15 protein-coding genes are annotated in these 21,542 nt (G+C 38.8%); 13 read left to right on the top strand and 2 right to left on the bottom strand.

The genetic code is table 11. The annotated features are described in order from the left end of the window. Window positions 1–3 precede the first annotated feature (3 nt). The 8 genes from rpe to BM073_RS10870 all read left to right on the top strand — a co-directional run bounded on the left by rpe (window position 4) and on the right by BM073_RS10870 (window position 11,962). Window positions 4–654: a ribulose-phosphate 3-epimerase gene (gene rpe, locus BM073_RS10905; protein ID WP_091654071.1), complete on the top strand. Its 651-nt coding sequence runs from the start codon at window positions 4–6 to the stop codon at window positions 652–654. Window positions 655–777: 123 nt separating this feature from the next. Continuing rightward, window positions 778–1,290 (top strand): hypothetical protein, encoded by a 513-nt coding sequence (locus tag BM073_RS10900; protein WP_245756401.1) that lies wholly within the window; start codon window positions 778–780, stop codon window positions 1,288–1,290. An 89-nt stretch (window positions 1,291–1,379) separates the two neighbouring features. Beyond that, entirely contained in the window at window positions 1,380–2,396 is a 1,017-nt protein-coding gene (locus BM073_RS10895) for a hypothetical protein (RefSeq protein ID WP_091654067.1), read from the top strand. A 95-nt stretch (window positions 2,397–2,491) separates the two neighbouring features. Next, on the top strand, window positions 2,492–5,014 hold the full coding sequence (gene gyrA, locus BM073_RS10890) for a DNA gyrase subunit A (protein ID WP_091654066.1): 2,523 nt from the start codon (window positions 2,492–2,494) through the stop codon (window positions 5,012–5,014). A gap of 25 nt (window positions 5,015–5,039) precedes the next feature. Then, window positions 5,040–6,242, top strand: coding sequence for a tetratricopeptide repeat protein (locus BM073_RS10885; RefSeq protein ID WP_091654064.1), 1,203 nt, complete (start codon window positions 5,040–5,042; stop codon window positions 6,240–6,242). A gap of 236 nt (window positions 6,243–6,478) precedes the next feature. After that, a complete protein-coding gene (locus BM073_RS10880) occupies window positions 6,479–7,615 on the top strand; it encodes an acyloxyacyl hydrolase (RefSeq protein WP_175557893.1) in 1,137 nt (378 codons plus the stop codon). 78 nt (window positions 7,616–7,693) lie between these two features. Next, the gene (locus BM073_RS10875; protein WP_091654061.1) at window positions 7,694–10,159 is read left to right on the top strand and encodes a PIG-L family deacetylase; all 2,466 of its coding nucleotides are present in this window, start codon (window positions 7,694–7,696) and stop codon (window positions 10,157–10,159) included. Window positions 10,160–10,261: 102 nt separating this feature from the next. Next, complete coding sequence (locus tag BM073_RS10870; RefSeq protein ID WP_091654059.1) at window positions 10,262–11,962, top strand: sodium:solute symporter family protein; 1,701 nt, start codon at window positions 10,262–10,264, stop codon at window positions 11,960–11,962. Window positions 11,963–12,143: 181 nt separating this feature from the next. On the opposite strand, the gene BM073_RS10865 is transcribed toward BM073_RS10870, so the two are convergent. Continuing rightward, window positions 12,144–12,992, bottom strand: coding sequence for a DUF2911 domain-containing protein (locus tag BM073_RS10865; RefSeq protein WP_091654057.1), 849 nt, complete (start codon window positions 12,990–12,992; stop codon window positions 12,144–12,146). Between the two features lie 237 nt (window positions 12,993–13,229). On the opposite strand from BM073_RS10865, the gene BM073_RS10860 reads away from it, so the two are divergent. Both BM073_RS10860 and BM073_RS10855 read left to right on the top strand, forming a co-directional pair. Beyond that, window positions 13,230–14,150, top strand: coding sequence for a 2-hydroxyacid dehydrogenase (locus BM073_RS10860; RefSeq protein WP_091654055.1), 921 nt, complete (start codon window positions 13,230–13,232; stop codon window positions 14,148–14,150). A gap of 9 nt (window positions 14,151–14,159) precedes the next feature. Next, window positions 14,160–15,002: a universal stress protein gene (locus BM073_RS10855; RefSeq protein ID WP_091654054.1), complete on the top strand. Its 843-nt coding sequence runs from the start codon at window positions 14,160–14,162 to the stop codon at window positions 15,000–15,002. Window position 15,003: 1 nt separating this feature from the next. Here the strand turns inward: BM073_RS10855 and BM073_RS10850 are convergent, their stop codons facing one another. After that, entirely contained in the window at window positions 15,004–15,693 is a 690-nt protein-coding gene (locus BM073_RS10850; protein ID WP_091654052.1) for a tetratricopeptide repeat protein, read from the bottom strand. A gap of 120 nt (window positions 15,694–15,813) precedes the next feature. Between BM073_RS10850 and holA the strand changes: the two genes are divergently transcribed. The 3 genes from holA to BM073_RS10835 are packed head-to-tail and all read left to right on the top strand — an operon-like array spanning window position 15,814 to window position 21,540. Next, window positions 15,814–16,836 carry a DNA polymerase III subunit delta gene (gene holA, locus BM073_RS10845; protein WP_091654051.1) on the top strand — a complete coding sequence of 341 codons (1,023 nt, stop codon included), beginning with the start codon at window positions 15,814–15,816 and terminating at the stop codon, window positions 16,834–16,836. A 16-nt stretch (window positions 16,837–16,852) separates the two neighbouring features. After that, on the top strand, window positions 16,853–19,840 hold the full coding sequence (locus tag BM073_RS10840; RefSeq protein ID WP_091654049.1) for a tetratricopeptide repeat protein: 2,988 nt from the start codon (window positions 16,853–16,855) through the stop codon (window positions 19,838–19,840). A gap of 2 nt (window positions 19,841–19,842) precedes the next feature. After that, on the top strand, window positions 19,843–21,540 hold the full coding sequence (locus BM073_RS10835) for a TonB-dependent receptor (protein WP_091654048.1): 1,698 nt from the start codon (window positions 19,843–19,845) through the stop codon (window positions 21,538–21,540). Window positions 21,541–21,542 lie beyond the last annotated feature (2 nt).

The raw sequence follows: 21,542 nt of genomic DNA, 5'->3' as shown, positions 1-21,542 counted from the left end.
ATTATGAAACCAAAAATTGCACCCTCCATCCTTGCAGCAGACTTCGCAAACTTACAGCGCGATGTAGAGATGCTTAACGAATCCGATGCAGATTATATTCATGTGGATATCATGGATGGATTATTTGTTCCCAATATATCTTTTGGCATTCCGGTTACCGAAGCTATTCACCGCCATGCAAGGAAGCCTTTGGATGTGCATTTGATGATCGTGGAGCCGGATAATTATCTGGAGGCATTTAAAAATGCAGGTGCTTCTATTATTAGTGTGCACTATGAGGCATGTAAGCATTTGAATAGATCGCTGCAGGCAATCCGTCAATTAGGAATTAAGGCTGGTGTTGCGATTAATCCTCATACGCCTGTAGAGCTTTTGAGCGATAGTTTAGAAATGCTGGATTTGGTTTGTATTATGTCTGTTAATCCCGGCTTTGGAGGGCAAAAATTTATAGAAAATACCTATTCCAAGGTTTCTCGTTTGAAGGAGATGATTGATACGAAAGGTTGCGAGACTTTAATAGAAATTGATGGCGGGGTAAACCTTGATAATGCTCCCAAATTGATGGAGGCAGGAGCCGATGTTTTAGTAGCGGGTAGTTTTGTATTTAATTCTTCGAATCCCAAGGAAACAATTTCAGAATTAAAAAATATTTAGACATATAATTTAGGTTGATTACCATTTATCCTAAAAAACCTTAATTCTGGCGATTTTTACTTGATTTTTTGACTTTAAGGTATTTCTTTGAAAGCTTATCGTAAACTAAACTCACTAATGATTATGAAAAAAGTATTGCTATTTGGGTCTTTCTTTATGGGTCTAGCATTGTCCACATTTGCACAAGAAGCTGCGAATGAACCAGTAACAGATGAGGATCTAACCCAGTATGCAACGGTGGAAGTGATGACTTCATTGTACGTTGAGGATAAAACCGATGAATTGAGAAATATGATTCTTAATAATGAGGTGATTGACGGAGGAGCTCGATATAATGAGATCAAAGCTGCATGGGGAGATGACGCTAAATTGACTGAAGCAAATGTAACAGATGAGGAGAAGGCAGCTTACCAAGCAATTTTGGATTTCCAAAACTCCTTACAACAAAGCGTAGTGGATTACAAAACAAATTTGATCACTGACAGCGATGTAATCAGTGTATCTGTATACAATAAAGTTTTGGCTGCTATTAAAGGTGATCCTTCTGTGAAGGAAAAACTGGACTCAATGATTTTGACGATCAAAGAGGAAAAAGATGCTGAAAGAGCAGCCGCGAAAGAAGACGGAGAAAATTAATAGATCAATAAAAACACTGAAAGCCTCCAAATTTTGGAGGCTTTTTTTTTACTTTCACACTTTGAACAAATTTTGAGCGTTCTCTTCGTATGAAAAAATCCTGTTTTCTTCTATCTGCTATCTTGTTATTTTCTTTTTGTGACCTTCAAGCCCAAGACGAAGATATTTTTGGTATCAGTAGAAAGGCCAAAAATCCTAAAAGTGAGTCCTCTGTCGGAAATTTGAGCAGGAATATCTTAGAAATGTTTGCAGTGGAGATTTCAGGGGGAGTTGCTTATCATCAATTTGGAACCAGCTTTTTCTCAGAAAGTCCTAGTCTATATCCACTAACACAGTTTCAAAATTTTGAAGAGCCACTGGATATTTCTGAAGAGAATCCTTTGGTAATGAGAGGAAATGATTGGACAGCTCCATTATTCAATGCAGGACTGAGAATTAATGTTTTTAACATTATTACCATAGGAGGGGGCTATGGTCAGGAATGGGGAAATCTTTCTCCAATGCGAGGTGGAGATTTCGAATTTGAATTCGAAGGAGCCTCCTATCAAGTCAGCAAATTATACGGAACAGTTGGATTGGTTCTTTGGGACGCCAATAAAAGAGCGAAGTTTTTGCAATGGCAGTATAGAAAATATGCCGGTGCTAACATTTATATGCAGTCCGAATTGAAACAAAGAGTGAGGCAATTGTATCCTTGGAGAGTCATATTAGAGGGCGAATTTGGACAGTTAACACTAAAAAAAGCCTTTGATCCTTCTTTGAATGCCAATGGAAATTACACCCCCCGCTTGGCTGTTGCTAACGAACCATACTATGGAATCGGTCTGCGATTAGAGCGTGATTTTTCAGAATATACCAAATTGTTTATCAAAGGAGGAGCTGAATTTAGGAAGTTTACCTTCGCCTCCTCTGACTATTCTGAGTTGCAAAACATTGACCAACAGGTATATGCGATGCAGGTAGGTTTTTCTGTGCGTTTCCCTGGAACAAAAAGATGTAAAGTTCAGGGTTGTGGTGTAGTAATGAAACACATGCACAATGGAATAGAATATAGAGGCAGTTCAATTTTTAATCTACAGAATAGAAAAATAGGCCAATGGTATTAAGCTCGTTTTTCCTTGCCTAGAGTTCACATTCTCTTTTCAAAAGCTTAGGCTTTTTACTATCTTGCAGGCTTAATATACCCTGTGAATAGCATACTATGGCTCAAGGAGAAAACGAGAACATTATACCCATTAACATTGAAGAGGAAATGCGCGGAGCCTACATCGATTATTCGATGTCGGTTATTGTTTCAAGAGCGCTTCCGGATGTCCGAGACGGACTCAAACCAGTTCATAGAAGAATCCTTTACGGGATGCAGGAATTGGGAGTATTACACAACAAACCTTATAAAAAGTCTGCCAGAATTGTCGGTGAGGTACTAGGTAAGTATCACCCACATGGTGACTCAGCAGTTTATGATACCATGGTTCGTATGGCCCAGCCTTGGTCTTTGCGATATCAGTTGGTAGATGGACAAGGTAACTTTGGTTCCATCGATGGAGATAATCCTGCAGCGATGCGTTATACCGAGGCAAGGTTGAAAAGAATCGCCGAGGAGCTTTTGGTGGATATCAATAAGGAAACTGTTGATTTTCAGTTCAATTTTGATGACTCTCTAAAGGAGCCGATTGTTCTACCTGCTAAGGTTCCTGCTCTATTACTTAATGGAGCTTCCGGAATTGCAGTGGGTATGGCTACTAATATGGCACCTCATAATTTGACAGAGGTGATCAACGGTATCGTAGCCTATATTGATAATAGAGATATTACCGTAGCAGAACTGATGGAGCATATTGTAGCTCCTGATTTCCCAACCGGTGGTATTATATATGGTTACAATGGAGTTAAGGCTGCCTTCGAAACAGGTAGAGGTCGAATTGTAGTTCGCGGAAAAGCGAATGTAGAGACCAAAGAAGGTGGCAACAAGGAGATGATTGTTATCACCGAGATTCCATATATGGTGAATAAGGCGAGCATGGTAGAAAAAACCGCTGCCTTAATCAACGAAAAGAAAATTGATGGAATTTCTGCCATTCGCGACGAATCTGATAGATCAGGTATGCGAATCGTATACGAACTGAAAAGGGATGCGATGGCAAATGTTGTTTTAAACAACTTGTACAAGCAAACCCAGCTACAGACTTCATTCTCAGTAAATAACGTGGCCCTTGTTAAAGGAAGACCACAGACCCTGAACCTGAAGGATCTAATCGTACACTATGTAAGCCATAGGCATGAAGTAGTAGTAAGAAGAACCGAGTATGAGCTAAGAGAAGCAGAAAAAAGAGCTCATATTTTGGAGGGTTACTTGATCGCTTTGGATCACTTAGACGAAGTAATTGCTTTAATTAGAAATTCAGCTGACCCAGAAACTGCTAGAAACGGTTTGATGGAAAGGTTTGAATTAAGTGAGATTCAAGCCAGAGCGATTTTGGATATGAGATTGCAGCGTTTGACAGGAATGGAGCGCGACAAAATCATCCAAGAATACAAGGAAATTATGGCTTTGATAGAGGAATTGAAAGAGATTCTTGCTAACGAAGACAAAAGGATGGAGATTATAAAGACGGAACTTCAGGAAATGAAGGATCGTTATGGAGATGATCGCCGAACTGAAATTGAGCACAACGCGGAAGATTTCAGCTATGAAGACATGATCCCAAATGAGGAAGTAATTATAACTGTTTCTCACCAAGGATATGTTAAAAGAACAGCCCTTACAGAATATAAAACCCAGGGTAGAGGTGGAGTTGGTTCTCGAGGTGTAAGCACAAAAGAGGATGATTTCACTGAATACTTATTTACCGCGTCTACCCACAATTACTTATTGATCTTCACCGATAAAGGGAAGTTATTCTGGTTGAAAACTTATGCCATACCTGAGGGTGGAAAAACATCGAAAGGTAGGCCAATCCAGAATCTGATAAATATTCAGCAGGACGATAAGATTAGGGCGATTATTCAAGTAGACGACTTGAATGATGAAGATTATGTGAATAATCACTTCTTGGTAATGGTCACTAAACAGGGTGTCATTAAAAAGACTACTCTTGAACAATATAGCAGACCAAGGTCTAATGGAATTATAGCTCTGAATATCAGAGAGGATGATCAATTGGTCAATGTTGATATGACTAATGGAGATCAACACATTGTGATTGCTGCGAAGTCAGGTAGAGCTATTCACTTCCACGAATCAGCTGTGAGGCCGATGGGAAGAACTGCCACGGGTGTTAAAGCCATAACCTTAAATAATCCTAACGACTATGTGGTTGGCATGGTATGTGCATCCGAAGAAAATGCAACTCTGTTGGTAGTTTCGGAGAAAGGTTATGGAAAACGTTCTAACCTTGACGAGTATAGAATCACCAATCGTGGGGGCAAAGGTGTCAAAGCCATGAACACTACCGAGAAGACCGGTGCTCTGGTAGCGATCAAAGAGGTAGTTGACACAGATGATTTGATGATTATTAATAAGTCCGGAATTATTATCAGGATTTCAGTGGATAATCTAAGAGTCATGGGTAGAGCCACCCAAGGAGTACGATTAATAAAAGTTGGGGAAAATGATGAAATTTCTTCTGTTGAAAAAATCTCGAAAGAAGAAGATGTAGAAGAAATAGATTCTTCCCAAATTGCAGAAAATTCTTCTGAGAATTCAGAAGATAAAGATGAATAACCAAACAATTTATAACGCTAAATAAATGAAGAAGCTAATTCTATCAATGGTTTTGGTCGGCGCAACGACTTTGGCCTTTGGACAAAAGAAAGTGGTACGCTCAGCAGAGAAAAACTTTAAAAGTGGTGATTTAGCCACCGCTCTTTCTGAAGTGAATACTGCTCTACAGGACCCTGAAACTGGTGCTGATCCTGAAACACATTTGTTGAAAGCTAAGATCCAATTGAAAATGTTCGGATCTGACTCTTCCAATACAATGGAAACTTTGGAAAAAGGTCAGGCCTCTTATGAGACTTTCCAGCAAACCCTTGAAAAAGCTGGTGCGTCATCAAAAACAGGTGAGGCAGTTTTAGAAGATGATATTCCAGGAGTTCCTGAAAACTTGAGACCATACTCTATCAACACGCTAAAAAACACCTCATTTGATAAAGCAATCACCCAATACAATGAGGATGATTTTGAAATGGCATATGAGTTTTTCAATCTGGCAGGAATGGTAGACAAAACAGATACTACTATTCATTACAATGCTGGTTTCTTGGCAAATGATCTAGGTAGATTTGAAGATGCTAAAAAGCACTTTGGCTATTTGCTTGAGATCCCTGAATACAATAAGCTAAATGCTTATTACTTCATGGTGCAGATTTTAAGTACTGAGGAGAAAAACCCAGAAGCTGCTTATGATATTGTAATGGCTGCTAGAGAAGATTATCCTTCAGATAAAATCTTGGCTGAGTACGAAATTCAGTTGTTGCTTCAATTGAATAAAATGGATGAAGCTATGGCTCAAATCAAAGAGGCATTAGCTAATGATCCTGAAAACACTTCCATCTTGTTGAGATCTGGTTACTTGAAAGAGCAGTCCGGTGATATTGACGGTGCTTTGGCTGATTATAAGAAGTCTGTTCAGGTTGATCCTGATTTCTATGAAGGAAACTATTATGCAGGAGCTCTTCTTTTGGAGAAATCAAGAGAAATTCTTGCTGAGCTAAACTCACTTTCCGATGCTGAATGGGAGAAGAGATCTGAGTCAATGGGAAAAGAAGCAAACCAGTATTATTCAGATGCAATTCCTTACTTTGAGAAGTCTTTGCAATTGAGACCTGATGATACAGATATCATGGGTATTCTATACCAGATTCACACTCGTTTGAAGAACACAGCTGAAGCTGAAAAATACAATAAGAAATTGATCGAATTGTTAGGTCCAAATTGGATGGAAAGATAATCTCGATTAAATATTGAAATAAAAGAGGCTGTCTCAAAAGTGCAATATGTCACATTGAGCGAAGTCGAAATGTAGGCCACATCGATAGAAATGGCCTTCGACTCCGCTCAGGCTGACACTAGAGCTAATAATGAGACAGCCTCTTTTTTATTTATGCGGAATAAAATTTACTTTTTGAAACAAGAGTTCAGGTCTTCATCGTATAAATGGACTTAAAATTGTACTCGAAAACCCTTATGAATACTATTATTTCTTTGCGGCTTTTTTTGGTTTTAGGAATAATGATTTTTTCTCTTCCATCGCTTGGACAACAGAAGTATCAGAAAATTCTGGAATTGTCCTATGAAAATGGTCCCATGATCAGCAATGGAAAAGAATGGGCAGATGAAATTAGAGATCTTGTATCCTATCGTGGAGCTGATATTAGATTAGGTTGGAGAAAAACTTCCAATAATTTTTATAATAAATTATATCGTTACCCGACTTTTGGAATCGGTTTTTCTACGGCACTTCCTTATTATCCCGAGATCGGCAGGCCTCAGGGAGTTTATGGTTTTGGAGAGTTTCCATTTTCGAATAAGAATCTAGACAAAAGACTTTACTTGGCCTACTTCGCTCAATTAGGGTTGGGTTTTAATCTTAACCCTTATGATTCTTTAGATAATCCATTGAACCAATATATAGGCTCAGCGCTCAATGCCTATATTCATTTTGGGTTTAAAGCAAATTATAGGCTCAATCAAGACTTTGAACTCTTTTCCACAATAGGATTGAAGCATTATTCTAATGGCGCTACCAAGCGCCCTAATGCCGGAATTAATCTCGCTCCAATTGCTTTTGGTGTACGATACAATATTGATAAAATCAGCCCCGAACCACTTAGATCATTCGATTATCCAGAACTTGAAAAGCGGGGATATTGGAATTTTGCATTGTATTTGGGCTCAAAAAATTATGAGGTCGGAGATCCTTCTTATTTCAGAGGTGGATTTGGTGTCAATTACTTGTGGGATGCATCCTATAAGTACCGGATTGGACTTGGTTTAGATTACTTTATTGCTCCTGGATTCGAATCGAGATACCCAGGCAGAGAGGGTACCTTTTCTAATCAATCTTCCTTGGCAATCGTAGGTTCATGGGAATGGAAACTGAATGATAGGCTGTATATGCCAATAGGTTTGGGAGCTTATCTCCACTACAATTCTGAAAATCAGGAAAGTTGGTTTTATGAAAGAATAGGTGTTAGGTATAAAATCAATGAGCATTTATTCGGGGGATTACAGATTAAAGCTCATAAAGCCAAAGCTGATTTCTTTGAATTTACTATCGGTTACACAATCCCCGGAAAAATACAAAAGGTAGTTGGCAATTGAACTTTTCCACTAATCACAAAAAATTTTTATTTCCGTCCAGCAAAAGGTAGTTTGTGAAAGTTTTCGCGAAAACTTCCTATGCTAAACCCAAAACTAACACACTGCTTGCTTGCCTTTGTGGCAAGTCTTATTTCTTACCAATTACAATCTCAATCTCTTCCCTCTTCAGAGCTTTATCATGAGCTTTTAAAAATTGAAGAGACCAAGAGAGTACTCTATGTGGCAGCACACCCTGACGATGAAAACACCCGGCTAATATCCTATTTAGCTAATGAGGAGATGGCTCAAGTTGCTTATTTGAGCCTTACGCGTGGAGATGGTGGTCAGAATTTGATAGGACCAGAGTTGGGGATTGGGTTGGGACAAATTCGAACTCAAGAACTACTCAAGGCCAGAGAAACAGACGGGGGAAGGCAATTTTTCACCCGGGCCAAAGACTTTGGCTATAGTAAAAATCCAGACGAAACCCTGACTAACTGGGAAAAGGAGCAAATACTAGCCGATGTTGTATGGGTCATTCGCAAATTCCGCCCGGATATTATCATCACAAGATTCAATACCATTCCTGGGGTAACACATGGGCATCATACTACATCTGCCATTTTAGCAGAGGAGGCCTTTGATTTAGCAGGGGACCCCAAGGCCTTTCCTGATCAGCTGAAGTATGTGGAAGTTTGGCAACCGAAACGGATTTTTTGGAATGCTTATAATTTCCGAGGAGAATTTGTAGAAGAGGAGGGACAAATATATCACGCATTTCCTACTGGAAATTTTAATCCTCTTTTGGGACAAACTTATAGTCAAATAGCGGCTGATAGCAGGACCATGCATAAATCTCAGGGTTTCGGCTCCACAGCTGGAATTGGAGAAGCTTTGGATCATATTCAATTTACCAAGGGGGAGGAATTTATCGATACGCCTTTTGATGGGGTGAAATCAAGGTGGAACGAATTGTCTAACTCAAAAGAAGTTCAAGATCTTTTGAAGAAGACTATCAAAGATTTTGACTTAATAAATCCTGAATCAAATCTTCAAAATCTTTTAGCCCTAAGGAGAGCTTTTGCTACTCAAAAAAGCAAAGCCACCTGGTTTCTTGAAAAGAAAGAAGCACTGGATCGCCTGATTTTGCAAGTGTTGGGTATAGATTTCGAATTCAATACAAATAAAGAAACCGGTTTTCCAGGTTCAGAAGTACAGGGCTTTTTCATTTTTAATAATCCTTCCATAAGTGCTGTGGAAAATCTTGAGTTTGAGGTTTTCAATTCCATCTTAAAAGGCGAAAAAGACCAAATCTCCAATAATCAGCCTGTAGAAATCGATGTGAATTTTAAGATTCCAGATAATGCTTCCTTTTCTCAACCTTATTGGCTAAAAGACTACAAGGAAGGAGACGCGATGTATACCGTCAAGGATCAGACCCTTATTGGTAAGCCTTTCAATGATATTCAGATAGGTGGAAATGTGAACTTTACTTTAGGAGGAGAGCAATTTTCTTTCCCCGTTCAGCTATTTCATAAATTCAATGATCAGGTGGATGGAGAGGTGAAGCAACCCTTCACCATAATTCCCAAAATAGATCTTAGCCTATCCAAAGAAGCAGTTTTTCAGTTGCCAACTTCTAACCCAACTTTGGAAGTTACAGTGAATTTTAGAGGTCAAATTTCTGATGGAAAGCTGAATTTTAAAGGTTTAGAGCCAAATCAATATCAGATATTAGAGGTAACTGATAATCCTGTTTTGAAGCAGAGAATTTACAAGGTTGGTTTTCTCCCGAATGGAAAGGGGAAAAAGGTGATTACAGCTCAATATATTACCTCAGATGGAGCTGTATTCGATCAAATCACGCATCATATTCGATACAAGCACATTCCGAATTTGACCTACTTTACTACTGCAGAGGTTGCCTTGATTCAGGAAGACTGGAAAGTTTCAGGTGATGTTTTGGGATATATTCCCGGTGCGGGAGACGATGTGCCACAGGTGCTTGAAGCTTTAGGTTATCAGGTAAAAATGATTGGGCCTGCTGATTACACCGTAGAAAAATTAGCTGAATTCAAAACCATAATTGTCGGTATCAGAGCTTATAATACAAATCTAGATTTGGCCTCCAATCAGCAAGCTTTAATGGGGTATGTGCGTTCTGGAGGCAACTTGATCGTTCAGTATAATACTTCATCTCCTTTACTTACCAATCAATTGGGGCCTTATCCTTTTACCATAACAAGGGATAGAGTTTCTGTGGAAGGGGCAGCAGTTCAGGTAGATTATCAACATCCACTTCTAAAAGGGCCAAATAAAATCACTGCAAGTGACTTTGAGGATTGGATTCAGGAAAGAGGCTTATATTTTGCTGGAAGGCTTTCAGAGGAGTACAGCACACCTTTGGTGATGAATGATCCTGGGGAAGACCCAAAAACTGGTTCATTGATTTATGCAAAGTATGGTAAGGGAACCTATGTGTACACCGGGCTTTCCTTCTTTAGAGAATTACCGGCAGCCGTTCCCGGCGCTATTAAATTATTCATTAATCTGATCGAACAATAAATTGGAAGAGCGAGATATCAAATGGAGAAACCTGTATATTGGCTTAATGCTTAGTTTAGGCGGATTGATCGTGCTATTTTTCTTGCTAATGAAATCCTTCTCATGAGTTTAATTGATTGGATTGTGCTCTTTGGAACCTTAGGTTCCATTGCTGCTTATGGTATTTACATGACCAGAGGCAAAAAGAATCTAGATTCTTACCTGAGAGGGGGCAATACTATGAACTGGTGGACCATAGGGCTTTCTATTATGGCGACTCAGGCTTCTGCTATTACTTTTCTCAGCACACCAGGGCAGGCTTATGAAAGTGGAATGGGTTTTATTCAATTCTATTTCGGCTTGCCATTGGCTATGATCATTATCTCAGTATTTTTTATTCCTATTTATTACAAACTGAAAGTCTACACTGCTTATGAGTTTCTGGAAAATCGTTTCGATTTAAAAACCAGAACACTCGCAGCCTTATTATTTATTGTGCAAAGAGGGCTAGCGGCAGGAATTACCATTTATGCGCCGGCGATCATCCTATCTACCTTATTAGGCTGGAACTTAACTTGGACTGTAATTTTCATTGGGGTTGTTGTCATTATTTACACCGTTTCAGGAGGAACTAAGGCAGTGTCCATTACGCAAAAGCAGCAAATGGCAGTAATGATGGGAGGGATGATTTTGGCAGGAATTATAGTGATACAGCTGATACCTGTTTCATTAACAGAGGCGCTGCATGTGGCTGGGAAAATGGAAAAACTGAATATCGTCACCTTTGAATTTGATCCATCTGATCGATATAATGTCTGGTCAGGAATGACTGCAGCGGTATTTTTGTTTTTATCTTATTTCGGAGCAGATCAAAGTCAGGTTCAGAGATATTTATCCGGTCAGTCCCTCTCCCAAAGCCGAATGGGATTAATAATGAATGGATTTTTAAAGATTCCCATGCAATTCATTATCCTTTTCATCGGAGTAATGGTTTTCGTTTTTTATCAATTCTATCAGCCTCCAGTCATATTCAATCAGGTTCAAACAGAAAAGTTGGAGGATAGTCCTTACTCTGAGGAATATCAGGTTCTAAAAGACAATTACACTCGAAATTTTGAGACGAGTAAATCCAGCTATATGGAAATGCTGGCAGCGATTGAAAAAGAAGATGAGGCCAAAGAAAGAGAGTTGCAGCAACAACTTCAAACACTCAAGGTAGAGCAAAATCAAATCAGGGATGATGTAAAGGAGTTAATTGTCAAAAATGATCCTGTTGCTGAAACTAGGGATACGGATTATGTATTCATGCGCTTTGTCATGGATCATTTACCAAAAGGAATCATTGGATTACTCTTTGCGGTGATATTTTCAGCGGCTATGTCATCCAGTGCTTCAGAGTTGAACTCATTAGGATCTACAACTACCATAGATCTCTACAAGCGTTCCATGAAAAAGGATGGAACGGACAATCATTACGTCTTTTCTTCTAAATTTTTCACCGCATTTTGGGGGGCAGGAGCTATTTTATTCGCCATATACGCTTCCCTTTTTGAAAATCTAATCCAAGCCGTGAATTTGTTGGGTTCCTTGTTTTATGGAACAATCCTTGGGATATTCTTAGTAGGATTTCTGATGAAGTGGGTGAAAGGGCAAGCTGTTTTTATTTCAGCATTAATGTCTCAAGCCTTGATTTTATTGATTCATTTCAGAAATGGTGAAGGCCTTTTTGGAATTGAATGGGAAATAGGGTTTCTCTGGTACAATGCCATAGGATGTTTGTCTGTAATGCTGTTCAGTACAATTATCCAGTTTCTGAAAAAATAAAGAGGCTGTCTCATAAATAGCTTTAGTGTCAGCCTGAGCGCCTGCCTGTCGCTGACAGGGAGTCGAAGGCCATTTCTATCTTTTTGGCCTACATATCGATCCCGTTCAATTGTCGGGACGATCAGTTTGACAATTTGCGCTTTTGAGACAGCCTCTCAAAGAAATCTTATCGTGAAGATTATTAATCCAAACTTTTGATCAAGCGTTCATTGAGTCCCACATAGTCAGGGTTTTTAGCTTCTTCAGCCATCTTCATCGATTCTTTTGCAGATGTTTTAGCCGCTTCTTTTTTACCTAATTTCGCTTCAATTTTAGCTTTAAGGTGCATGGTCCAATATTTTGGATCTGAGGACACAGATTCAGAAATCCACTCATACGCTTGGTCCAGATCTTTATTATTTGTGAAGTAATAGCTAGATGCAGCATAAAGTAGGCTTGGATCTTTGGTTTTAGTATCGATTACATTTTCCTTGATTTGCGCCATCACAATAGGATCCACCTCTGTTGTGATTCTAAAATCCACTCTGGTATTTTCCCATTTCATGGAGAGGTCAGCTCCGTTATCAGTCATGTTATTGAAGCTGATTTCAAAAGTTTCGTACTTTCTGCTTAGTTTATTGGGGGTAACATCAAACCTAAGAATATCATCCTCTGGGCTATATCCAATTGCTCCCCAAAGCTGAGTATTTTTGGATAGAACTACTGTCCATTTATTTTTCCCTGGAATGCTGTATAAAGCATATTTACCTTTTGGAATGCTATTGCCTTGGATGTTTACTTCTGTTGAAAATTCAACAGTAGTTGCCGAATTGGCACCAGTTCTCCAAACCTGTCCAAAAGGAACTAATTCTCCGAAAATCTTTCTTCCTTTGGTGCTCGGTCTGGAATAATCTACAGTGACATCTGTCAAACCTACTTTCTGAGAAATTTTGGCTGAAGGCGATGCCTGAGGCATTTGAATTTGCTGTGCGAACCCAAAACTGAAGGATAATAGGGTAAATAATAAAATCGGAATAATTGACTTTCTCATTGATATAAATTTAGTTTAAATGCGTTTTGTTAAGCTTCAAGGACTTATCAATTTATGTGCCTTTAAATACCATTGTGGTATATTGGAATGAATTTTTTATTGCCTTTGTTTCAAGCTATAACTGTCTATTAGGGCTTAAAATTCTAACAAGCTCAAAAATAATTTCTTTTTTGATCAGTGGGCCTATGATTCTTTGCAGTTATTCGAAAGGAGTAAAGGAATTTAGAACTTTGCGTTATGAATTTAGCAATCATTTGTCCCGGGAAGAATCCAGAACCATGGATTGAAGCATTAAAGTCTTACCAAGAAGATTTAGATATTCAGGTTTATCCAGAAATTACTGAACCTGAGAAAGTTGAAGCAGTTCTTGTTTGGCAGCATCCTAAAGGGATTTTATCTGATTTTCCGAACCTGAAGCTAGTTAGTTCTATGGGAGCTGGCGTAGATCATATATTAACTGATCCCAGTATTCCGGCTCACCTTCCGATTGTTCGCATCGTAGACGATAGGCTTACTTGGTCTATGACTAATTATGTGGTGATGGGGGTGTTGAACTATCACAGACAAATCACTCGATATCAAAAAGATCAAAAGCGTAAAGTTTGGGATATGAGTAATCCTGAGATCCCGGTCAAAGTTGGTGTCATGGGAGTAGGGGCTTTAGGCTATGATGTTTTGGAAAAGTTAGATTTTATGGGCTTTGAAGTCGCCGGACTTGGTTTTACTGCCAAAGAGAATTTCAAGTTCCCATATTATACCAAAGAGCAACTGAATGAATTTTTGCAGGAAGTAAATGTGGTTGTTTGTTTGTTGCCATTGACCAAGGATACAGAGAATATACTTGATATGGACTTTTTCAAATCCTGTCCAAAAGGGACTTATTTGATCAATGTGGCTAGAGGAAAACATTTGGTAGAGGAAGATTTAATCAAGGCTATAGACGAAGGATATATCTCAGGTGCCTTGCTTGACGTTTACAGAAAAGAGCCCTTACCAAAAAATCATATGTTTTGGGATCAAGAAAAAATCACCATTACTCCTCATATTGCTAGTGTTACTAACCCAAAAGCTGCCGTTCCTCAAATTTTAGAAAACTTTAGTAGAGTTAAGAATAACCATGAACTATTAAATACCGTAAACCGTGAAAAAGGATATTAAACTGAACCAATGAATAAAACACATACTATACTTTGTCCGACTGATTTTTCTGAGTGCTCTCTAAATGCAATTGAATATGCTGCTAGGATAGGGGAAAAGTATAATTCAAGGCTAATTTTGTTTCATGTGGCCAATACGGAAGATTATCTCAAGCTTTCTCCAATGGACATCAACGCAGTTTATCAAATGGATTTTTTAAAAGATAAACTAAAAAGTCTGCATAAAGCCATAGAGCGGGAGAGTTTGCCAAAGGGATTGGAATCCTGTGAATGGAAAATAGTAGATGGGAAAATTGTAGAAGAGTCTTTATCTCTGGCAAAGGAAGTAAAGGCTGATATCATTGTAGTGGGAACCGAAGGGATGAATGAGTTGAGGAAAAATATCATCGGTTCCAGAGCCAGCAAAATAGTAGAACAATCAGAAATTGATGTATTGGTAGTTCCTAGAAAAGTATTTTTCAAGAGACCCAAAAAATTGATTTTTGCCACCAATTATTTGGAAGAAGATAAACTGGCCGTTCAAAAGATTATAGATCTTGCCAAATACTATGATGCTGAGGTGGATGTGGTTCATGCGAGTCAAGGTAAGCGTGCAACAGATAAATCTCTTCATCAAATTATGACGGATGAACTTAGACCTTTTATCAAGTATGATAAGGTTAATTATGTGCTGAAAAGCTTCCGTGATGATTTGGCTTTGGGTTTGGAAAATTACCTTCAAACGTCCAAAGGGGATATGCTGATTACTCTCAGTGAAAAGAAGGATTTTTTCGACCGGGTATTTACCAGGAGTCTTTCAAAAAAAATGGCTTATTTCATCAATAAGCCACTTTGGGTAATCAAAGGTTTTTGATTTATTGAAAAGGTTTTTTCAGGAAAGTGATAAACTCTTTCCTAGCCTTTTCATCCACAATTACTGATTTTAAAGTTTTGAAAAAGTAGGATAAAGTCAGCTTTTCTTCCTCTTTGGCAATGGGCTGAATAGGCTTCTTTTCTTCAGTTCCAATCTTCGGAAGTGCGTCTTCTTGATCTTGGTTTGGTTTATATCCTACCAATTCATCTGCTTTTTCAAAACTCTTTTTTGAATGTGATTGATAGCCGAGTTTTTCTTCCACCAATCCTTTATTGTTGTAAGCTACAGCATCCTCAGGATCCAGTTCAATTGCTTTTTCATAATCCTGAATAGCCCCCTTCAAATCACCGATTCTATCTTTGAAAAAAGCCCTGCTGCTATATCTATATGGATTGGATGGATCTAAGTTAGCTGCCTTGTCAAATTCAGTTAAGGCTTCTTCATTTCTTTTAAGCAGGTGTAGAACTACAGCTCTATCAGAAATGAAATTGGTATTGTATGGTTCCAGGGCTACGATTTTATCAAAATCAGCCAAGGCATTTTCTGTTTGACCTAGCCTGGATAGTATTCTTCCTCTATATAAAAGCAACTCTGTGGAAGAGTTATCCTTTTCTATCAGCAAGTTAAAAACCTCTAGCGCTTCCTGAAACTTACCTTCTTTATATAAACTGATGCCTGTTTCGAAATTCATATTCAATCGTTTTATTTAATACAAAATTAAGCCCTGAATAGTTTTGCCAAATAAACTTCCTTTGGTTTTTGTTCCCATTCGGACTGTCCTGTTATCTTTAAAGCCGAATCAATTGAGTCTATGCCACAGAATCCAGTTAATGTTCTTAAAGATCTGCAAGGAGGGAAATTTGCTCCTATTTATTTTTTAGATGGAGAAGAGCCTTTTTACGTGGATTTGATTACCAGTTTTATTGAGAAAAACGCCATTGCTGAGCACGAGAAAAGCTTTAATCAAATTGTGCTTTATGGAAAAGATTCCAATATGGGATTGATTCTCAACAATGCCCGAAAGTTTCCCATGATGGCTGAAAGGCAAGTAGTCATTGTCAAGGAATTTCAGAGCTTACCAGATCTAGGCAAAGAGGATTCAGTAAAGCTATTGCAGGGATATCTTCAAAATCCTTTGCCCAGCACCATTTTAGTTTTGGCGCATAAGCATAAAAAATTGGATGGTAGATCTGCGCTATACAGAGACTTAGATAAAAAAGCAGTTTATGTAAGATCTGATAAAGTACAGGATTATAAACTTCCGGCTTGGATAGATGCTTATTTCAAAGATATGGGGCATAGCATCGAGCCCAAAGCTTGTCAATTATTAGCAGACTCAATTGGAAATAACCTGGAGGTATTGACCAATGAGGTTGGAAAAATGTTAATCAATTTTCAGGGACCCACTCAGGTAACTGTAGATCATATCTCCAAGTACATTGGCATCAATAAGGATTACAACAATTTTGAATTACTCAAAGCGATTGGTTTTCGGGATGTGGGAAAAGCCAACAAAATCATTCACTACTTTTCACAGAATCCAAAAGCACATCCGGTAATTCCACTTTTCTCCCTGATTTACAATTACTTTACCAGGATAGCGCTGATTCATCAATCCAAGGTATACTCAGATTCTCAGGTAGCCAGTGTAATCGGAGTTCCTCCATTTGTTGCAAAGGAATACGTGATCGCGGCCAGAAACTATAAATTGGGCAAGGTAATTGAGGTGTTCAAATACATCAAAGAGGCTGATCTTCGTTTTAAAGGAGTTGACTCCGGGAGTTTGAGCGAATCAGAGAACCTCCGCGAGCTTGTGTATAAGATTTTACACTGAACCCCTTATTCCATTTATGAAATACCACCTGGTGCTTCTAGCAAGCCTGGGTCTGTGTTTGAAAGTCCAAGCTCAATCCGGTTTGTACCAAACCAGTCCCCAGCGATCTATCGATGAGCAAGTCGAGTTGTTTGATAAGCAGCTTTTTTCTGCCGCTCTTTTGGATAATCTGCAAATCCAAAACTTACCATTAAGTTCCGAACAAAGTAGAAGTGGACAACTTCATGCAGCCATGTCTGCTTTGCAGTTGGAAGCTCCCAATGGACCCGGCTTAATGAAAACCTATATACTGGAAAATGGAAATCATCCATCTGTAGCTACTGCGGGCTTATACATGGGGGATCATTTTTTCTATAAAAGAAATTATAGGGAAGCTCTAGAAGGATATAGCTTAGTCAAAAGCGAAAAATTAGATGCGGAAGCTAGGGCAGATGTATTATTTAAGCAGGGTTATGCTTACTTCCAATTGAATGAATACTCCAAGGCAGCTCCTTTTTTTGATCAAGCAAAGACTTTAAACCAACCGGTAAGTTTTGATGCCTTTTATTACTCAGGATATATCGCCCTGAAAAACGGGAATTCTCAGAAAGCTATCGCAGATCTTCAAGCGGCTTCTAAGTCTCAGTTTTATGCCAATAAAGTTCCTTACCTATTGGCGGCCATGTATTATGAGCAGAAAAATTTTGATGAATTGATTTCTTACGCTGAACCCAAATTAGCATCAGTTTCTAATCTGGAAAGGAAAGAAATGATTCACTTGTATTTGGCGGAAGCTTATTTTGCAAAAAAACAATTTAACAAGGCAGCTGAAAATTATGATGCTTTCGTCAATGCCAGAAAAGGGGAATTGACTCGTGAGCAGGTATATAAAGGAGGGATCGCTCAATTTGAAATCAAAAATTATCAGCGTGCAGCTGATTATTTAAAAGTCTCTGCCTCTTCCAATGATGAATTGGGGCAAGCTTCAAGTTATTATTTAGGACATTCCTATCTCAAATTGGATAATTTCCAATTTGCCAGCACTTCTTTCAAGGCTGCTTCAACTTCCACATTCAACAAGAACATTCAGGAGGAAGCTATTTTCAATTATGCCAAGGTCAATTTGCAAAAAGGAAGCTTTCAGGCTGGAATTTCAGGCTTAGATGAGTATTTGGAAACATATCCTCGAGGCAAATTTAAAGGTGAAGCTGAAACACTATTGTCAGAAGCTTTAATTAACACCAATGACTATCTGCGTGCAATAGAGCAGATGGACAAAATCAACAATAAGTCTCCAAGAATAAGAGAAGCCTATCAAAAAGTAGCCTTTTATCAGGCAATGGTTTATTACAGGGACCAACGTTTTCCTGGAGCAATCGCTTATCTCAACAAATCTTTGGAGTATCCCATTGACAAGGATTTGATTTTGGAGTCACATTTTTGGAAAGGGGAGATTTATGCTGCTTCCGGTGATTTGAATGCTGCTATTAAATCCTATGAGACAGCGATCAATTTGGGTCGTACCACTTCAAGTTCCTACATCAATAAGAGTCTGTATGGATTGGGTTATGCCTATTTCAATAGCCAAAAATATGCTCAGGCCGAACAACAGTTTAAGACCTACACAGATAGACTCAGAAATAGAAATGATAAGGAGAATTATGGTGATGCTTTACTGAGATTAGGCGATTGCTATTATGTTCAAAAGCGATTCAGAGAAGCTGAGCAAACATTTCAATTGGCAATTACAGAAAGAAATGAAGGGATTGATTATGCCTATTTCAGATTAGCTGTTGTACAAAATTTCCAATCTAATAATAATGCAGCACTGGCTAATCTGGAAAGGTTGATTTCAAACTATCCGAATTCCCTCTATTTAGAAGATGCACTTTTTCAAAGAGGTCAGATTTTCATGGAGGAAACACGTTACTCCGAGGCTGCCAATGCTTTTACTGAATTGATCAACAAAAGACCGAGCAGTCCTTTTGTTCCTTATGCCTTGGAGGGTAGAGCCGTAGCCAATTTCTCTATGAGAAATTATGATAACACGATCAGGGACTATAGAGCAATTTTAGATCAGCATCCAAATTCGCAATCATCAGAAACAGCCCTGAAAGGATTGCAGGAAACCTTGGCTTTGCAAGGAAGATCCGGCGAGTTTTCGGATTATTTAGAAAATTACAAGAGGTCCAATCCGGATGGTGGATCAGTGCAGTCTTTGGAGTTTGAAGCTGCTAAAAGCTTGTATTTTGAAAAAAGCTATTCACAGGCTACCAGATCCTTTGAAAACTATCTGAGATCCTATCCCCAGTCTGCACAGCGTTCCGACGCATTATACTTCTTGGGAGATTCCTATTTGCAGTTGGGAGATAAAGAAAAAGCATTGGTTTCATTCAGAGCATTGGAAAAAGAGCCTGCTTCTCCACAAAGATTGAAGGCTATTCAGAAAATTGGTAGCATAGAACTTTCCAAAGGAAATTATGAGCAGGCGATTCCTTATTTGGAGACTTCCTCTCAAAATGCAAGAACCAAAATAGAAGAAGCGGAAGCTTTGGAGGGCTTAGTGTTGGCTTATTTCCAAACACAAAAGCATAATCAAGTGATAAGCACTGCTGAAAGACTGGAAAAACTGGATGGGATCCTACCTCAGGCAAAACCTAAGGCCCTGCTCTTCAAAGCTAAATCGCAATTAGCATTAGGTCGAAGAGATGCAGCCGAAATTAGTTTGGCAATTCTAGTAGATGGATTTAAAACTGTCCAAGGGGCAGAAGGCTTATTCCTTTTGGCTGATTCTTACAGAGCAAAAGGTCAAATTGAGCAATCTAACAATGCCATTTTTGATCTGTCAGGACCTTTCGTGGATTTTGACTACTGGTATGGAAGGATGTTTATTCTGCTTGCCGAAAATTATATTCAATCAGGAGAAAGCTTCCAAGCGAAAGCTACGCTAGAATCTATTGTAGAAAACACTCCGAATGCTGAGATTAAATCAATGGCTCAAGCTAAACTTCAAAACCTTAAATAATCATGAAAAAGCTTTGCATACCTTTCTGTTTAGCGCTGGTATTTGGTGCAGGTGCTGAAGTTAAAGCTCAGATTCAATCTCGTGGAGAAGTTCAGGATCAGGAGTTTGTCATCCGTAAAGACAGAGTTCTGACTTTGCCGACTCAGCCTAGAATTTTCGAGAAACTTCCTGTTTTGCCTCAGCCCAAAGGTCTGAGTGATTTTAATTACCAGGTGAATTTCTACGAATTAAATCTACCTCCGGTAAAACTGGAGGCTGAGCCCGTTCAGAAAAATTATAGACAGGAGAGAATAGATTTATTCCCGGGCTTTCTGAAGGCGGGTTATGGTAATTTTGCGAGTCCCTTGTTGGAAGCCAGATTTATGGCTACGGAGGTTTATGATTGGAATTACGCCATAGATTTGAGACATCAAAGCTTTGGAAAGGGTCCAGTTTTGGCTGAAGAGTCCAAGGAGTCTCATTCTACTTTAGGAGGCTCGGCCAGTTATTTTATGGACCAGGTTGAGATATTTGGAGGTCTTCGTTGGGCACAGGATTCCTATTCATTTTATGGAGTGGATAGTGCTTTTTACAATAATCCCAATTTGGAGTTTACGGGCTTTGATGGAAATGTCCTAAACACGATCAAAATTGAAGCGGGTATTCGGGATATAGAAAAGACCGGACCGGTTTCATATGAAGGTAAAATCAATTTCAGAAACTTCAAGGACAGTTATTTTGTCAATGAAAATGAATTTGGTTTGAATGCTAAAGGTAAGTTTCGACCAAGTGATGACTGGACAGGTAATCTAGGTTTTGAATACTTCTTTACAAACACAGAAGATGAATTATACCAGGGAAATAGGACGTATTTCGCCATCAGGCCGCAGGTAGCTTATCAATACGAAGCGTTCAATTTTTCTGCGGGACTGAATATAATTTCTGAAAATGATAGAATTCCGGGGAAATCAAGTGATTTTAGGATTTTTCCAAATTTAAAAGCCAGCTATCAGTTTGCTGAAGAGTTTGGGTTTTTCGGGGAGTTTAGTGGAGATGTTCAGCGAAATACTTACTACAGTTTTGTAATGGAAAATCCATTTTTGGGTCCTTCCGAGCAACTCCTTAATACGGTTAATAATTACAAATTAGCAGGGGGAATAGAAGGACAATTCCAGGGGAATTTTCATTACAAGGCAGGCATAGATATCAGCCGATTTAATCAATATCATTTCTTCGTGAATTCAGGCGCTGATACCTCTCGATTTGAAATAGTTTACGATGATAAAGTCAGTGTATTTAATATCAATGCTGAATTAGGTCTCAAATTATCTTCCATTTACAGCCTCAATTCGAGGTTGGATATTTTCCAATACGATCTCAATCAACAGCAAGAAGCTTGGCACAGACCAACCTGGCAATTGGGAATCAACAACCAAGTTACTCCATTTAAGCAATTGCTAATTCAGGCTAATGTCAATGTAATGGGTGGTTTGAAGGGGAGAGGATATTTGTCTCCTTCAGACGCTGCAGCGATGATTCCTTATCCAGTGGTCAAGCTAAAGACAATTGCAGACCTCCAGTTAAAAGCAGATTTTAAAATCACAGAAAAAATCGGTGTATTTGCCGAAGGCAACAATCTATTAAATGCTCAAAACACCCGGTGGTTAAACTATCCAGTGAGGGGAGTGCAATTAATTGGTGGAGCTTGGCTGAAATTCTAAAA

The organism is Algoriphagus ornithinivorans (genome assembly GCF_900115305.1).
Classification (GTDB): domain Bacteria; phylum Bacteroidota; class Bacteroidia; order Cytophagales; family Cyclobacteriaceae; genus Algoriphagus; species Algoriphagus ornithinivorans.
The sequence above is the reverse complement of the archived record's forward strand: the minus strand, read 5'-3'. Positions and strand labels throughout refer to the sequence as shown.

Excerpts from the sequence above, each read along its gene's own strand:
- BM073_RS10880 (WP_175557893.1), top strand. The coding sequence starts at position 6,479 with ATGAATACTATTATTTCTTTGCGGCTTTTTTTGGTTTTAGGAATAATG.
- BM073_RS10885 (WP_091654064.1), top strand. The coding sequence starts at position 5,040 with ATGAAGAAGCTAATTCTATCAATGGTTTTGGTCGGCGCAACGACTTTG.
- BM073_RS10850 (WP_091654052.1), bottom strand. The coding sequence starts at position 15,693 with ATGAATTTCGAAACAGGCATCAGTTTATATAAAGAAGGTAAGTTTCAG.
- BM073_RS10865 (WP_091654057.1), bottom strand. The coding sequence starts at position 12,992 with ATGAGAAAGTCAATTATTCCGATTTTATTATTTACCCTATTATCCTTC.
- rpe (WP_091654071.1), top strand. The coding sequence starts at position 4 with ATGAAACCAAAAATTGCACCCTCCATCCTTGCAGCAGACTTCGCAAAC.
- BM073_RS10855 (WP_091654054.1), top strand. The coding sequence starts at position 14,160 with ATGAATAAAACACATACTATACTTTGTCCGACTGATTTTTCTGAGTGC.
- BM073_RS10860 (WP_091654055.1), top strand. The coding sequence starts at position 13,230 with ATGAATTTAGCAATCATTTGTCCCGGGAAGAATCCAGAACCATGGATT.
- BM073_RS10900 (WP_245756401.1), top strand. The coding sequence starts at position 778 with ATGAAAAAAGTATTGCTATTTGGGTCTTTCTTTATGGGTCTAGCATTG.
- BM073_RS10840 (WP_091654049.1), top strand. The coding sequence starts at position 16,853 with ATGAAATACCACCTGGTGCTTCTAGCAAGCCTGGGTCTGTGTTTGAAA.
- BM073_RS10875 (WP_091654061.1), top strand. The coding sequence starts at position 7,694 with ATGCTAAACCCAAAACTAACACACTGCTTGCTTGCCTTTGTGGCAAGT.
- BM073_RS10870 (WP_091654059.1), top strand. The coding sequence starts at position 10,262 with ATGAGTTTAATTGATTGGATTGTGCTCTTTGGAACCTTAGGTTCCATT.
- BM073_RS10835 (WP_091654048.1), top strand. The coding sequence starts at position 19,843 with ATGAAAAAGCTTTGCATACCTTTCTGTTTAGCGCTGGTATTTGGTGCA.
- holA (WP_091654051.1), top strand. The coding sequence starts at position 15,814 with ATGCCACAGAATCCAGTTAATGTTCTTAAAGATCTGCAAGGAGGGAAA.
- gyrA (WP_091654066.1), top strand. The coding sequence starts at position 2,492 with ATGGCTCAAGGAGAAAACGAGAACATTATACCCATTAACATTGAAGAG.
- BM073_RS10895 (WP_091654067.1), top strand. The coding sequence starts at position 1,380 with ATGAAAAAATCCTGTTTTCTTCTATCTGCTATCTTGTTATTTTCTTTT.